Source organism: Campylobacter sp. IFREMER_LSEM_CL2101 (genome assembly GCF_025771825.1).
Lineage (GTDB): Bacteria > Campylobacterota > Campylobacteria > Campylobacterales > Campylobacteraceae > Campylobacter_D > Campylobacter_D lari_C.
This window is the reverse complement of the sequence record NZ_JAKMQZ010000001.1, coordinates 215,318-229,918: the sequence shown is the minus strand read 5'-3', so window position 1 is coordinate 229,918 and position 14,601 is coordinate 215,318. Positions and strand designations below refer to the sequence as shown.

General features: G+C 27.9%; 18 protein-coding genes. 11 read left to right on the top strand and 7 right to left on the bottom strand.

Annotated features, from left to right (window positions below; all coding sequences use genetic code 11):
• Positions 1-11 precede the first annotated feature (11 nt).
• Both truD and L8V88_RS01195 read right to left on the bottom strand, forming a co-directional pair.
• On the bottom strand, positions 12-1,145 hold the full coding sequence (gene truD / locus L8V88_RS01200) for a tRNA pseudouridine(13) synthase TruD (RefSeq protein WP_263726472.1): 1,134 nt from the start codon (positions 1,143-1,145) through the stop codon (positions 12-14).
• Positions 1,114-1,935, bottom strand: coding sequence for a thiamine-phosphate kinase (locus L8V88_RS01195; protein WP_263726447.1), 822 nt, complete (start codon positions 1,933-1,935; stop codon positions 1,114-1,116). The genes truD and L8V88_RS01195 overlap by 32 nt, the downstream gene beginning before the upstream one ends.
• Before the next feature lie 98 nt (positions 1,936-2,033).
• Between L8V88_RS01195 and L8V88_RS01190 the strand changes: the two genes are divergently transcribed.
• The 11 genes from L8V88_RS01190 to L8V88_RS01140 are packed head-to-tail and all read left to right on the top strand — an operon-like array spanning position 2,034 to position 9,953.
• A complete protein-coding gene (locus L8V88_RS01190; RefSeq protein WP_263726446.1) occupies positions 2,034-2,672 on the top strand; it encodes a DUF5644 domain-containing protein in 639 nt (212 codons plus the stop codon).
• Between the two features lie 9 nt (positions 2,673-2,681).
• Entirely contained in the window at positions 2,682-3,386 is a 705-nt protein-coding gene (locus tag L8V88_RS01185) for a hypothetical protein (protein ID WP_263726445.1), read from the top strand.
• The gene (locus L8V88_RS01180; RefSeq protein WP_263674799.1) at positions 3,370-3,765 is read left to right on the top strand and encodes a hypothetical protein; all 396 of its coding nucleotides are present in this window, start codon (positions 3,370-3,372) and stop codon (positions 3,763-3,765) included. The genes L8V88_RS01185 and L8V88_RS01180 overlap by 17 nt, the downstream gene beginning before the upstream one ends.
• Positions 3,758-4,414 carry an RsmD family RNA methyltransferase gene (locus L8V88_RS01175; protein ID WP_263726444.1) on the top strand — a complete coding sequence of 219 codons (657 nt, stop codon included), beginning with the start codon at positions 3,758-3,760 and terminating at the stop codon, positions 4,412-4,414. The genes L8V88_RS01180 and L8V88_RS01175 overlap by 8 nt, the downstream gene beginning before the upstream one ends.
• Positions 4,415-4,471: 57 nt before the next feature.
• Complete coding sequence (locus L8V88_RS01170; protein WP_263674797.1) at positions 4,472-5,518, top strand: flagellar basal body P-ring protein FlgI; 1,047 nt, start codon at positions 4,472-4,474, stop codon at positions 5,516-5,518.
• On the top strand, positions 5,518-5,883 hold the full coding sequence (locus L8V88_RS01165; protein WP_039617679.1) for a rod-binding protein: 366 nt from the start codon (positions 5,518-5,520) through the stop codon (positions 5,881-5,883). The genes L8V88_RS01170 and L8V88_RS01165 overlap by 1 nt, the downstream gene beginning before the upstream one ends.
• 60 nt (positions 5,884-5,943) lie before the next feature.
• Positions 5,944-6,150: a flagellar biosynthesis anti-sigma factor FlgM gene (locus L8V88_RS01160; RefSeq protein ID WP_214125878.1), complete on the top strand. Its 207-nt coding sequence runs from the start codon at positions 5,944-5,946 to the stop codon at positions 6,148-6,150.
• Positions 6,151-6,192: 42 nt separating this feature from the next.
• Entirely contained in the window at positions 6,193-6,627 is a 435-nt protein-coding gene (locus L8V88_RS01155; protein ID WP_263726443.1) for a flagellar protein FlgN, read from the top strand.
• A 10-nt stretch (positions 6,628-6,637) separates the two neighbouring features.
• A complete protein-coding gene (gene flgK / locus L8V88_RS01150) occupies positions 6,638-8,467 on the top strand; it encodes a flagellar hook-associated protein FlgK (protein WP_263726442.1) in 1,830 nt (609 codons plus the stop codon).
• A complete protein-coding gene (locus tag L8V88_RS01145; RefSeq protein WP_263726441.1) occupies positions 8,467-9,216 on the top strand; it encodes a TIGR02757 family protein in 750 nt (249 codons plus the stop codon). The genes flgK and L8V88_RS01145 overlap by 1 nt, the downstream gene beginning before the upstream one ends.
• The gene (locus tag L8V88_RS01140; RefSeq protein WP_263726440.1) at positions 9,201-9,953 is read left to right on the top strand and encodes a TSUP family transporter; all 753 of its coding nucleotides are present in this window, start codon (positions 9,201-9,203) and stop codon (positions 9,951-9,953) included. The genes L8V88_RS01145 and L8V88_RS01140 overlap by 16 nt, the downstream gene beginning before the upstream one ends.
• Here the strand turns inward: L8V88_RS01140 and L8V88_RS01135 are convergent.
• From L8V88_RS01135 to L8V88_RS01115, 5 genes are read right to left on the bottom strand one after another with little or no spacing between them, the layout of a single operon-like run.
• Complete coding sequence (locus L8V88_RS01135; RefSeq protein ID WP_263726439.1) at positions 9,950-11,110, bottom strand: type II secretion system F family protein; 1,161 nt, start codon at positions 11,108-11,110, stop codon at positions 9,950-9,952. The genes L8V88_RS01140 and L8V88_RS01135 overlap by 4 nt on opposite strands.
• Entirely contained in the window at positions 11,107-12,621 is a 1,515-nt protein-coding gene (locus L8V88_RS01130) for a GspE/PulE family protein (RefSeq protein WP_263726438.1), read from the bottom strand. The genes L8V88_RS01135 and L8V88_RS01130 overlap by 4 nt, the downstream gene beginning before the upstream one ends.
• Entirely contained in the window at positions 12,614-12,943 is a 330-nt protein-coding gene (locus L8V88_RS01125) for a hypothetical protein (RefSeq protein WP_263726437.1), read from the bottom strand. The genes L8V88_RS01130 and L8V88_RS01125 overlap by 8 nt, the downstream gene beginning before the upstream one ends.
• A complete protein-coding gene (gene mshL, locus L8V88_RS01120) occupies positions 12,924-14,315 on the bottom strand; it encodes a pilus (MSHA type) biogenesis protein MshL (RefSeq protein ID WP_263726436.1) in 1,392 nt (463 codons plus the stop codon). Before mshL ends, L8V88_RS01125 begins: the two co-directional genes overlap by 20 nt.
• On the bottom strand, positions 14,287-14,592 hold the full coding sequence (locus L8V88_RS01115) for a hypothetical protein (protein WP_263726435.1): 306 nt from the start codon (positions 14,590-14,592) through the stop codon (positions 14,287-14,289). Before L8V88_RS01115 ends, mshL begins: the two co-directional genes overlap by 29 nt.
• Between the last annotated feature and the right edge of the window lie 9 nt (positions 14,593-14,601).

Genomic DNA, 14,601 nt, shown 5'->3' with positions numbered 1-14,601 from the left:
TCAATTTTTAATTATATATTATGGGTTTGTTCAAAAATATCTGTATGTAAAATTTCTTCTAAAACCACTGTGGCATACGATCCTTTTTGCAAGAAAAACTCCAAAGTAAAATGAGCTTTTTCTTCATCATAATAACTTTTACAATCTTGCAAATAAGACCACATAAAGCGTCTTGAGCCTTGCATTTTATCTTTAAACTCATATGCAAAAGAAAAAATCTCATCTTCTAATTTTTTAGCTAAACCTTCATTTGCCTCATAAGCTTTAGAGCCTATTAAAAGACCCATGGCGCTAATATCTTTTTGATTAAATCTTTCTACTTCACTTGATAAATCTTCACATATAAAACATTTGCCAAAAGGATAATGTCCTAAAACTTCACCCTTTAAAAGTTTAAAAAACTGCTTTTGATTTTTTAAACTTTTGATTTCTTCTTTTTCTAAACTATAAATTTGCTTTATTTCTTTTTCACTAAAGTCATTAATAAAATGTGATAATTCTACCCTTTTACTCAAATATCTATTAAAAAGCTCACTTTGAAAAGCAGAAATCAAAAATTCTTGCATTTTTTTATTTTTGATTTTTTTGCCTTTTAAAATTTCTAGTCCTTGTGAAAAATTATCTTGAAATTTGCCAAAACGCTGATATCCAAAATAATTAGCAAAACCTTGTTCTTGGATATTTTTAAAAGCTTGTTCTATTTTTAAAGCATCTACCTTTGATACTTTTTTTAATCTTATAAAAAATGAATTTCCTTTTAAATGCCCTATTCTAAGTTTATTATCATGATAAAAAGTTTCTAAAATTTTCATCTTATCATGTTTAAAATTTCTTAAGCTTTCTTCAAATTTTTTAGGCATAGAAATATATTGAAAAGTTAAGCCTTGTTTATCTTTTAAACCACTATAACCAAAATCTTTCATTTTAACACCACTTTGCTCGCTTAAAATTCTCAAAGCTTCACTAGTGCTAAGATCTTTTTTTTGTATATGTAAAATTAAATGTTCACCTTTACCACTAAATTCATACAAAGGCTTTTCTCTTACTACAAAATCATTGCTATTTTTTGAAAAATACACATTTATCGGGCTGTGTTTTAAAGTATATAAGGGCTTAAAAATGATGTTCTCTTCCATAAAATTTATACCTTCCTGTTGTTGTTTTTGCAAAAATATTTAGTTTAACTCTATGCTTTTTAGCCATATTTTGTATAAACGCTTTGTGTTTTTTATCAAAAGCAAATAAAATTTCATACTCTTCTGCACTATTTAAACTAAATTTATCTAATTTCTTAAGGAATTTTATACCAAGTTGATTTATAAAGAGCATTCTCGATAGATCCTTATTTAAACCATCTGAAATATCCATACTTACTCTAACTTTTTTTGCTATATCATAAAAAAAATTTTGTCTTAAATTTGGTTTTATAAAACGATGTTTAGAATGCAATTTTCCACCGCGAAATAATATATTTAAACCTTTTAAACTCTCACCCAATTTTCCACTAAAAGCAAGTAAATCTCCTTTTTTCAAACCTTTTCTAAAAATAGCCTTTTTATTTACTTTAGAAATAATAGTTATACTAATATTGATTTTATTATCTGCTATAGTATCTCCGCCTATAATTTGTACTCCAAATTCTTTTGCACTATCTAGCAAACCTTTTTGTAAGGCTTTAACTTGCTTCATATCTAAACATTTTGGCAACGAAAGCCCCAAAAGAGCATATTTTGGCGTAGCATTCATAGCAATTGCATCAGAAATATTAACAAGCATAGCCTTTGCTCCAATTTGTTCTAAACTCATCCAAGAGCGCTTAAAATGCACGTCTTCACAAAATAAATCTTTAGAATAACAATATCCATCGATGATTGCCCCATCATCTCCATTGATAGGATTAGCAAAGGCATTGATAATAAATTTTTCTTTATCCATGTGAATATTTTATACAAAAAGCTTTTAATTTTATATAATAATCAAATTTTTATAAGTTTAAAATGTATATAATGAAAAATAATACCAAGGATTAAAATATGCAAATAACTTTAAGAATTTTTCGTTTTGATAAAGATAGTGATTATTTAGCTTATTATAAACCTTATGTTTATGATAGTAAAAATTTTAAAAGTGTTTATGATATTTTAGTGCAAGTGAAAAAAGATGATATATATTTTGATTTTGAAGAAAACCCAGAAAGTTGCATTAAAATCAACCAAGTTGCCATTAGACAAAGAAGAGATTTAAATAATATCATTGAAAAATTTGGAAAAGAACTCATCATAGAACCACTTGATACCAAAAGAGCAACCAAAGATTTAATCATGGATAAAAGTGATTTTTTAGAAAAATTAGAGCTTTTTAAAGGACTTATTGATATACATGATGTAGAACTTTACAAACAATATGATTTTTTATATTATACAAGCGAAGTTAGAGAATTTTTACCTGAATATCTAGGAGATAGCTTTTTTATATTTGCTTATAAAATGCTACTTAAATACCCAGAAAAAGCGCCACAATTTTTAAAATTAGTCGCAGATGAAGAAAAAGGGATTTACTATCATACTAAATTTAAAAATTTTATTTCATCAAATGAGCTTGATTATGAATCTTACATTAAAGAATTAAAAGTTATGCTTGTAAAATCAGGCCTTGCAAGAAGTATTTTTTAAGGAATTAAAATGTATAAAATTTATACTAATAGTAATAATGACTTATTTTGTTATTTTGATATTATCAAAAATGCTTTAGATGTAGTCGGTGTTGAAAGCACACTGTGTGAAAAACCTTTGGGTAAAAATTATTTTATTATCGATTATGATCCAAAAGATATCTTAGATGAATATTCAAGAATGATGAATGAAGATAATATCTTAGCTTGCGAATACAGCTCTTATGAAATTATGAGTAAAATTGAAAAAATTCAATATGCCCCAAAAGTTTTTTTAAATCACCTTAAACAAAAACACATTAAACATTTTTTTGAGCAATTTAATATAGGCATATATCAAGGATTTTCCAATGCAAGCTGTTCTTTAGAGCTTGCTAAAATACTTAAAGCAAATATAATAGATTTTGAAAGAAAATACAAAAGCTGTGGCTATGGGTTTTTAAATTTAAATGCTCAACTAGCTTACAAAAGCTCAGCTGCTATAATGTTAGATGCCTATGATAGTGGCTGTGATTTTTTAGTAGTAGAAAATTTTTATTCTTTTTATATGTTTGATAAATGCTATAAAGAATTACAAGCTATTTCAAATAGAAATTTTGAAGATTTTTATATTTTAAGTTTTGCAGAGCTTGCAAATTTGGCTCTAGGTATAGTACCATATACTTTAAAAAAACATAAATTAAAAGTGAGTTTAGTCAATGAAAATCGCTCTTGAATGCAAAGATTTAATTTTAGAAAAAACTTTAGAAATTGCTTTAAAAGATTTTTTAGTTTTAAAAAAAGATTGTGATTTTTTAGTCTGTGATGAAAAAATCAACACACAAAAACCACAATTTATCATCAATAAAAAATCAAATTTTTTAACCCCTCCTTTTAATATGGAAGAGTTACTTAATGCTTTAAATGATTTCAATGCAAGTTTGCAAAATATTGCTTATAAAATAGCAATGCGTGAGAAAAAAATCATGAATCAAAAATGTGAAGCCATTTTAGAGCAATTGCGTCAAGAAAGTCATGAAAAAATCGATGCGATATTTGATCTTTACAAAACAGAGTTAAAAAATCTTATCAAAGAAGAAAATAATAATGCATAAAATACAAGAATATCAAAGTGTAAAAGATTTTTTAAAAAATTACAAAGAAGATAAAAAAACAAACTCAAAAAAACAAACTCAAAAAATTTACACCACCATAGAAAGCGGAATTTATAAAGGCAAAAAAATTTTACTTCCTAGTCTAGATACCACAAGAAGCACCAAAAGCATAGTAAAATCTTGTGTTTTTAATGTTTTACGTTTTTCTTTACAAGATAAGGTTTTTATAGAGGCCTTTGGAGGAAGTGCTTTAATGGCATTAGAGGCAAGAAGTAATGGTTGTTTAAAAAGCTATGCTATAGAAAAAGATAAAAAAGCTTATGAAATCGCTTTAAAAAATGCTTCCAATATTGATCAAAACACCATTTGCTTTAATGATGATACCTTTAAAAAAACCCCTCAAATCATTCAAAATTCCAAAGAAGATATTATTTTATATCTTGATCCACCCTTTGATATTAGAGAAGGTTTTTTTGATATTTATGAAAAAACTTTAAAGTTGATAGAAAATATAAAAAATTCAAATGTTAAATTCATCATCATAGAACATCACAGCACTTTTAAAACTCCAGCTAAAATACAAAATTATCAAAAAACAAAAGAAAAAAAATTTGGTTCAACCACTCTAAGTTTTTACTCCTTTATATAAATTTGGAACTTTTTTTGCTTTAATTTATGAAAATAGCATAGATTAAAGGAAGAATCGATGAGAATATTATTTTTGAGCTTAGCACTAAGTCTAAGCGTTTTTGCAGCTACTATTAAAGAACTTACCAATGTAGTAGGTGTTAGAGATAACCAACTTATAGGATATGGTTTGGTTGTTGGTTTAAATGGAAGTGGAGATGGTACAAGTAGCGAATTTACTCTACAATCTATTTCAAATATGCTTCAAGGTATGAATGTAAAAATTAGCCCGGGTGATATTAAATCAAAAAACACAGCAGCAGTAATGGTCACAGCAAAACTTCCTGCTTTTGCAAGAAGTGGAGATAAGCTTGATGTAAGTGTAGCTTCTTTAGGCGATGCCAAATCTTTACAAGGTGGAACCTTACTTATGACGGCTCTAAAAGGGGTTGATGGAGAAATTTATGCAGTAGCTCAAGGCTCTTTAGCAATAGGTGGACTTAGTCCAAGACCAGGTGCAGCAGGAACACACTCAACCTCAGCAAATGTTATTAATGGTGCAGTAGTAGAAAGAGAAATTCCACAAAACTTTAGCCAAAGTGAAGATTTGGTTTTAAGTTTAAAAGAAGCAGATTTTAAAACTGCTAATAATATAGAAAGAGTTCTAAATACTATTTTTGATACAGATATAGCAAAGGCTTTAGATTCTAGAACTATAAAATTAACAAAACCTGAAGAATTTTCTCATGTTGAATTTATGGCAAGAGTATTAGAGCAAGATATAGCTTATACTCCAGAAAGCAAAGTAATCATCGATGAAAGAACAGGAACTATAGTAGCAGGAGTAAATATAGAAGTTGAACCTATATTAATTACTCATAAAGATATTACTATAAAAATTGATCCAAACAATACCGTAGCTTTAGGACAAAATGAAATCGATATGAAAGATGGTGGTATTTTAGATCCTGTATCTAATACTTTAAAAATCACAAACAATAAAACAACAGTAGCAAATATAGCTAGAATGTTAAATAAACTTGGAGCAGCACCAAATGATATCATAGCTATTATGCAAAATCTAAAAAGAGCTGGTGCAATTAGTGCTGAATTAGAGGTGATATGATGAGAGTTGATAATTATTTAGCAAGTAAAAACTATAGCAGTGAGCTTTATGAAAGTATTACTAAACACAACAATAGCTACAAGGCTGCCAAAAACTATGCAGATAGTGCTTTTAAAAATGATTTAACTCATATACAAGCATTAAATGATGAAGATAAAGCTTTAAAAGAACAAACTGACGCTTTTGAAGCTTTTTTAATCAAAAGCGTTTTGGATATTTCTTTAAAACAAGAAAATTCTTTATTTGGAAAAGATGCAAGTGATGAAATTTATTCATCTATGTACAATGATACTATGAGTAAAGCATTAAGCGGGGGGTTAGGTTTTTCAAAATTATTATTTGATTATTTAAAAGAAAGGGGTTAAGTTATTTTTTTAAGTGTCGATATAGTTCTTAGAGTTTTTCAATAGAACTGGAGGCTTAAAATGATAAACCCTATACATCAAAGTTATGTAGCTCAAGTTGCTACTAATGATTTAAATAAAACAGAAAACAAAGAAAACAACAAGGCAAAAGAAACTCAAAAGGTAGAAGAGAGTAAGGCATCTTTGATTGCTTCACAAATAAAAAATGGCGCGTATAAAATAGACTTACAAGCCACTTCTAAAGCAATAGCAGATTCTTTATTATAATTTTTATCCTTTTTTGGGTTAGTGCCTAAGAAAGGATAAAAAATGGTTAAACAACACTTAGACGAAACAAATTCTATTTTAGAAAAACTCATCAATCTTACTTTAGAAGATATAACCCAAATTCAAGCCGCTAATCACCAACATGTTAGCAAAAGCGTAGAGGAAAAAACTAAACTTGTAAATGACTTCCAAATTGCTAAAAAAAATCTTGATAAGGCTTTAGTAGAACTTAGCAATCAAGGAAACAATAAGGGTTTAGACGAACTTTTAGATGATGAAGATAAAGAAAAACTTGCTCTTTTAAAGCAAAATTTAAACACCTTACATCAAAAAAATAAAGAATATGCTAAATTGGCTCTTATTATTAAAAATTTTTACGACAATCTTTTAAATACAATGTTTGAACAAAATGGAACAAATAATGCTTATGGGGATAATAAGACAATTCCAGATTCATTATTTAAGATCAATGTTTAAAGGCTAAGTCATGGGAATTTTTGATAGCTTATATACAGGGGTTAGCGGTATTAGAGCTGCTGAACTTCAAATTAACACAACAGGTAATAATATCTCTAATGCAAATGCGGTGTTTTATACTAGACAAAGAGCTGTGCAAAGCTCGGGTATGTCTCTTGATAGAGGTGGTTTACACCTAGGAACAGGTACGCAAATTGATACTATTAAAAGATTACATGATGAGCATTCTTATTATGAGTTAAAAAACGCTACCACTCAGCAAAACTATACAAATTATTTAGGACAAATTTTACAAGAAGCAAGCCAAAGATTTCCTGATATGCAAGGAACTGGTATTTTACAAGATTATAAAAACTACTATGATGCGTGGAATAACTTTGCTTCTAATCCAAGCGATGGAGCAAGTAAAATAGATCTTGTTAATAGCGCAAATACACTAACTCAAAACATACAAAAAACCTTGCAAGATCTTAATAAAATGCAACAAACTGTTAATGAGCAAATTCAACAAACTGTAGATGAAATTAATAATATTGGTCAAGAAATTGCAAATATTAACAAACAACTTGAAAATGAAGAAGTTTTACCTACTGATAATGCAAATCAATTAAGAGATAAAAGAGATGAGCTTGAACTTAGACTTTCAAAACTAGTCAATGCAGTAGCTTGGAAAGGAAAAAGCTCTCAGGATAGCACTTTAGAATCTACCATGACTGATTCTGGAAGATATTATGATTTAAGCATTCAAGGCTTTAGTATAGTCAATGGCTCTAGCTTTCATCCTTTAAAACTAGACAATAACAATCCTAATGGTTTTTATCAAATTTATTATGAAGTAAATGATGAAAACCGCTATGATTTAACTAGTAAAATTTCAGGCGGACAACTTGGAGCTCAACTTGATCTTAGAGGTAGAAACTATGATGGCAATCACGATACTTACAGCGATGGAAAATTGCAAGAGTATAAAGATATGCTCAATACCTTTACAAAAACACTCATAACCCAAACTAATAATGTCTATGCTCAAGCAGCAACCGATAAAGTAAATTCAGATGATTTAAAAGGTTTAAAACCTGATACTTCTTTAATGAGTTATGATAAAAACATCCAAGCAGGAAGCTTTGACATCACAATTTATGATGAAAAAGGTGAGCCGGTTGCCACTAGAACTATAAAAATTGATGTTAATACCACCATAGAAGATGTTGTCAAGCAAATCAACGCAGATATTGATGATAATAAAAATGGTCAAAGTGGCGATGATTTAAATGATTATTTTCAAGCCTTTTATCATTATGATGGAAAAAGTGATAGCGGAAATTTCCAAATCAATGGCTTAAAAGAAGGTTATAAAATAGCTTTTAAAGATAATGGCACAAATTTCCCGGGTGCTTTAAATGTATCTTCATTTTTTAATGGTCAAGATGCAAGCAGTATTAATGTAAATTCAAGCATCAGAAATGATCCAAACAGCTTAAAAGCAAGTTCAAACGGAGTTGATGGGAATAATGAAGTAGCTAATGCTATGTTGCAACTTCAAAATCAAAAAGTAAATTTTTATAATAAAGATGGTACAGTAGATACTATGACTTTAGATGGATATTATAGAAAATTTACAGGCCAAATTGCTTCAGATGCTGAAAGCAATGGTTTTGCACATGCAACTAATATGACAGTATTTAATACAGCCTATGCAGAATATCAATCAAAAAGTGGTGTAAATACTAATGAAGAATTAGCAGCACTCATACAATATCAAGCAAGTTATGGTGCTGCGGCTAAAATCGTAACTACTGTTGATCAAATGCTTGAAACCTTACTTGGTTTAAAATCTTAATGCAAATTAAAGCTCTTTTAGATGAAGCAATTTTAAGCAAAAACACTCAAAAAGAGCTTTTTTCTCATCCTGATCCTTTACAAATTGCAAGTGTTTATAAAGATGAAAATATAGCCTTGCTTTGCGCTTTGTTTGCTTATGGAAATGCTAAAAATATTGTAAATTTTTTAAACAAACTTGATTTTTCCTTACTTGAAAGAAATGATGAGATTATTAAAAAAGAATGCAAAGATCTAAAATATCGCTTTCAAAACTCTCAAGATATAGCTCAAATTTTCATCACACTTAAACGCTTAAGAAATGAAGATAGTATAGAAAATATTTTTACCAAAGCTTATCAAAAAGAGCAAAACATCACACAAGCAATAAAAGCTTTCATAGAAACAATTTACAAGCTTAATCCTTATAAAAGTTATGGTTATGAATTTTTCTTTTCAAAAGAATTTAGCATTCCAAAAGGTCCTTTAAAAAGATACAATATGTATCTTAGGTGGATGGTAAGAAAAGATGAGCTTGATTTGGGTTTGTTTAAAAATATAGACAAAAAAGATTTACTCATACCCTTAGATACTCATACTCATAAAGTTTCATTAAAACTTAAGCTTTTAAAGCGTAAGATTTATGATTTTAAAAGTGTTTTAGAGCTTACTCAAAGTCTTAAAAAATTTGATCCACAAGATCCTATAAAATATGATTTTGCTCTATATAGAATCGGACAAAACAAGGAAAGCTTATGGAGCTTGAATTAACTTATTATGTGATTTTATTTTTTGTTGCTGCTTTTGCAGGTTGTGTTGATGCGATTGTAGGTGGTGGTGGACTTATTACCATACCTGCTTTATTTGCTTGTGGAATTCCTCCTCATTTAGCCCTAGCTACTAATAAACTTCAAAGTACCTTTGGCTCACTCACTGCGGTTTTAGCTTATAGAAAATCCATGCACATAGAAAAGATAGCTTTGGGAATTTTATTTACTGCTATTGGTGCAGCCATTGGAACTTATGCAGTTTTACTAATAGATCAAAATGCTGTTAAAATCATTGTATTAATTTGCCTTATTTTAATCTTTTTATATACTATTTTCAAACCTGATTTAGGCCATGTTCATAATAAAGCCAAAATGAGCACCGCAAGCTTTCAAATCACTTTTGGTTTATTACTTGGCTTTTATGATGGCTTTTTAGGGCCTGGAACCGGATCTTTTTGGATTTTTGCCTGTGTGATATTTCTTGGTTTTAGTATGAAAAATGCAAGCATTAATACTAAAATCTTAAATTTTACTAGCAATGTAGTGGCTTTAGGGGTATTTTTATACTCTTATGAAGTACTTTGGAAAGTTGGTATTTTAATGGGTATAGGTCAAGTTTTAGGCGCCTTTGTAGGCTCAAAACTAGTTTTAAAAACACAAGGAACTTTTATCAAGAAACTTTTTTTAACTATGGTTGCTTTAACTATAGCTAAGGTTGCTTATGATTATCTTGCTTAAATTCCTTGACTAATTTGCCACATAGGTAAAAATACACCCAAGGCTAAAACTAAAATCAAACTCGCCATAAAAATTGTCATCAAAGGTTCTAAAATAACCAAAAGTCTTTGGGTGTAATTTTCTTTTTTATATTCATAAAATAAAGCAAGCTCATAAGTACTTTCATCTAACTTAGAACTTTTTAAAGCTAAATTTAACATTCTTATCACAAAAGGCTCAAAAAGCCTTGTGTTAGAAAAAGCTTGAGCTAAATCAAATCCTGATTCAAATGAAGTCTTTACAATAAACATTTTATTTTTAAAAAATTGATTTTCTATACCTTCACAAGCAAGCTCGAAAGCTCTTTTTATATCCACCCCTGCTTTTAATAAATACGAAAAAATCAAGAAAAAACAAAATTTATCTTGATAAAATATTATTTTTCCAAAAATGGGAGAATAAAAAAGAATTTTATGAAAAAACAAAGACTTTCTAAAAGAATAAGCAAGTATTATAAAAATTCCCACACCTAATAAAATAAATACATAAAAATGTTTAAAAAAATCTCCTACAATAAAAAGAATTTGAGTGATTTTTGGCAAATCTAATTCAAGTTGTAAAAATAAAGTTTTAAATTCAGGCAAAACCAAAATCATCAACACAAAAAAAGCTAAAATAATACATGTAAAAACAAAAAGTGGATAAGTTATAGCCTTTTTAAACTGCTTAAAACTATGAAGGTTTTTTTCTTTTAGATTAATGATAATCTCAAAAGCCTTATATAAATCCTCCTTGCCATCACAAATTTTTAAAACAGCACATTCTCTAGAATTTAAAACACTTCTAAAAGCTTCATTGTAAGAGCTTCCATTTTTGAGTTTATTATAAACCACACTAAATATTTTAGCTATATGCACATCATAATTTGATCTTGTAAATTCTAAAATAGCCTCTTGTAAGCTTAATCCTGCTTTTAAAACCATACTTAAATCTTTAAGGATAAAAATAAGCTCTTCTTCTTTAATTTTATGTTTTGTTACTCCAAAATACTCTTCAATGCTAATAATATTTTCAAATGATTTTTGTGCAAGATTTCTAGCTTCATATAGATTTTTGGCTTTAATTATACATTGCTTTTGCTCTTTGTTTAAAGCATAAAAAATAATAAATTTTTTCAAACGCCAATCTTTCTTAGCTCATCTACACTTGTCAAACCAAGCTTAACTTTTTCCAAAGCATCCCTACCTAAAGTTAAAAAGCCTTTTTTTAAAGCATAAGTTAAAATATTTTCATAATTTGCATTATTTTCTATCATGCTTTTTAAATTATGATCTAAAAACAAAAATTCAGCCACCATTAAACGCCCTTTATATCCACTATGCATACACTTAGCACAACCCTTTGCTTTATAAAATTTTCCTTCAAAAACTTGATTTTGAAAATGAAATTTTTCATTGCTAAGTTCCTTACATTCACATAGTTTTCTTACCAAGCGTTGGGCTATGATCAAATTAAGCGCATAAGCTATTAAATATTCTTTTGCACCCATATGCTTCATTCTAAAAATAGCTTCTATAGCACCATTAGTATGCAAGGTGCTTAAAACTAAATGTCCACTTAAAGAAGCTTTTAAAACTATATCTAAACTCTCATCATCTCTGATTTCACCCACCATAATCACATCAGGATCTTGCCTTAAAACCGCTCTTAAAGCTTTATGAAAATCAAAGCCAATTTTAGAATTTAACAAAATTTGCTGAGCATGTTTAAGTTTATATTCTATAGGATCTTCTAGAGTAATAATTTTTTTATTTTGATCAAGCTCGTTTAAAATAGCATGCATAAAAGTACTTTTACCACTCCCCGTTGGCCCACAAAATAAAATCAAACCATAAGGTGCATTCATGTATTTTTTTAATGAGGTTAAATTTTCTTCTTTAATAAAAAGTCTATCAAGTTTTAAAACATACTCATCTTGTTTTAAAATTCTAAGCACCACACTTTGCCCAAATAACAAAGGCATAATTGAAATTCTAAAATCATATTTTTGTTCTAAAATAATCTTAGAAAAACTTCCATCTTGGGCTTGTCTTTGCTCTGCTACATTAAGCAAGGTAATGATTTTTATATGCATTAATAAAGCCTGATAAGAATCCACATCAAAACTATGGATATATTTTAACTCCCCATCTATTCTAAATCTTATCAAAATTTCATTTTCCAAAGGCTCCAAATGAATATCACTTGCTCTTAAAAAACAAGCATAAGTTAAAATTAAATTCAAAAACTGCTCTAGTAAAAACTCATCTTTATTTTCATCACTTTTTAAATTAAGTTCTAATTTATCAAGATAGTTTTGAAAGCAAATTAAAAATTTAATCCTTTCTAGTAAGAATTTAAATTGTGTAAAATCACAAAGAAAAATTTTAATAACCTTTAAGCGGTATAAATTTTGTATTTTTTCTAAAATACTCTCATCTAAAGGTTTTAAAGAAGCTATATGAATATTTTCATCATCTTCATAAAAACAAAAAATATTATATTGTTCTATTAAAGAAAAAGGTAAAACATGGATATATTTTTCTATTTTAAGAGTTTGATTTAAGTCTAAAATTTCTAATTTATACTCTAAAGCTAATTCTTGCAAAGAAAGTTCATTTAAAGCTTTTATTTCTTTTGTGTCATTCAAAATAATTTCCTAAAAGTTTTTCATACTCTTCTTTAGCTCTTAAAGCATCTTCATGCTTTCCAAGTTTTAATTTAGCATTGATAAAAACTAACCACGCCTCTTTTTCTAACAACTCAAATTCATTTGCCTCAATAGCCCAAAAAATAGCCTTTTTATAATCTTTGATTTGATAAAAATATTTAGCTAAATTTAGGGCACTTTCATAACTTGGATGATTAATAAATTTTTCATAGAATACATTTTGTTCAAAACTTTCATTTTGAATATTCATTGCATTTAAAAAAGACAAACAAATTAAAAAATTAAAACATATCATCTTCATGTTCAAAACCTAATTCTTTTAAACTCAACACTTTTTTATCAGCTCTTATTAAACTTGGCTTGATGATAAAAACTATTTCGCTAATATCTTCTAAATTTTGCTTTCCTTGAAATAAAGCACCAAAAAGTGGTATTTTAGATAAAGCACTTACTTCGTTATGATTACTAATCGTATTTTTACTAATCAATCCGCCCAAAATTAAGGTTTGTCCATCATCAACTTCAACTACAGTAGAAAGCTTTTTTTGTATGGTATCTGGTGCTATATTTCTTGGTTTATTTTGTCTGTGATTATCAACACTATATTTAAAATCACTCAAACTAGGATTTATTCTAAGCATGATTTTGTGATCATCTGAAATTTCAGGCAAAATATTTAGTAAAATTCCTACAAAAATAGAATAATTATTATAAGTTTCACTAATAGTCGTACCATTTTCAGTACCCTTAGAACTTTCTTTTACTTGATAATTAATCGTATCACCTATGGAAATAATAGCTTGTTGATTATTAAGTGCCATGAGTTTTGGGTTAGAAAGTACAGTAGTTTTACCATTTTCTTGTAATAAATTTAAAATAGCCTTAGTTTCAACATTGGCTTTAAGATTGATATTTCTAACACCGCCTTTATTGATTATAAAATCATTATCATCTCCATTAAGTTTAAAAGCAAGCTCTTGCCAGTTAATCCCACTTGAATGACTTTTATTTAAATGTACTGCAACTATACTTACATCAATTAAAACTTGCTTTTTAAGTCTTTTATTTAAATCTTTTAAATATTTTTCAACCCTTGTAAGCTCATACAAAGTAGCATTTAAAGTAATAATCCCTGCATTAGTATTAATAATAGGCTTAGTTGTATTTTCATCTAATAAGGCTTGTATTTCTTCTGAAATTTTTTCCCAAAAATCAAATTTATCCGTGCTAATGACTAGATTATCTGCTTCTTTAGTACTATCATAATCGCCTTGTTTAGGTCTTGAATCCACTGAAGCTTTAGTAACGCTTTGCCCTTCTCTAATAGAGCTTATATAATGCACTTTAAAAGTTTTAACTTGTCTTCCATAAATTTTTAAAATATTTTTTTCATACTCATAAGCAAGATTATTTTCCATCAATAAAAGTTTAAAAATTTCTCTTAAAGACATTTTTCTTATGTGTAGATAATTTTGGGTATGATTTAACTTTTCTCTAGCTAATGAATCTTTTATTATAATGCTAAAACCACATTCTCTACCAAGTTCATTTAAAATTTCAATCAAAGAAGTTTTATTTTCTACACTTATATCAAAAAAGCGCTGATGGCACTGTGAGGCAAAAACATTTGTAAAAGTTAAAATACTAATAAATAAAAATATTATTTTTTTCATACAATTTTAAAACCATGATTTTTTCTTCCTTTATCAATATAACTTGAGAATTTTTAATCTCAACAATCTTAAAACCTTCAATATCATCATTCAAAACATACCATTTATCATTAATCTTAACTTTATTAGAAACGATAGCTTGTAAGGAAAAATCAGATTTTATATTTGTAGTTTTTTGAAAAAAAGGATCTTGAATCAAAGAAAAATCAACATCATTACAACTTTGATTCAAAAATGGGTACTTAGTACCAAAAGCACCAAGTACCCATAAACTCACAAGTAAAAA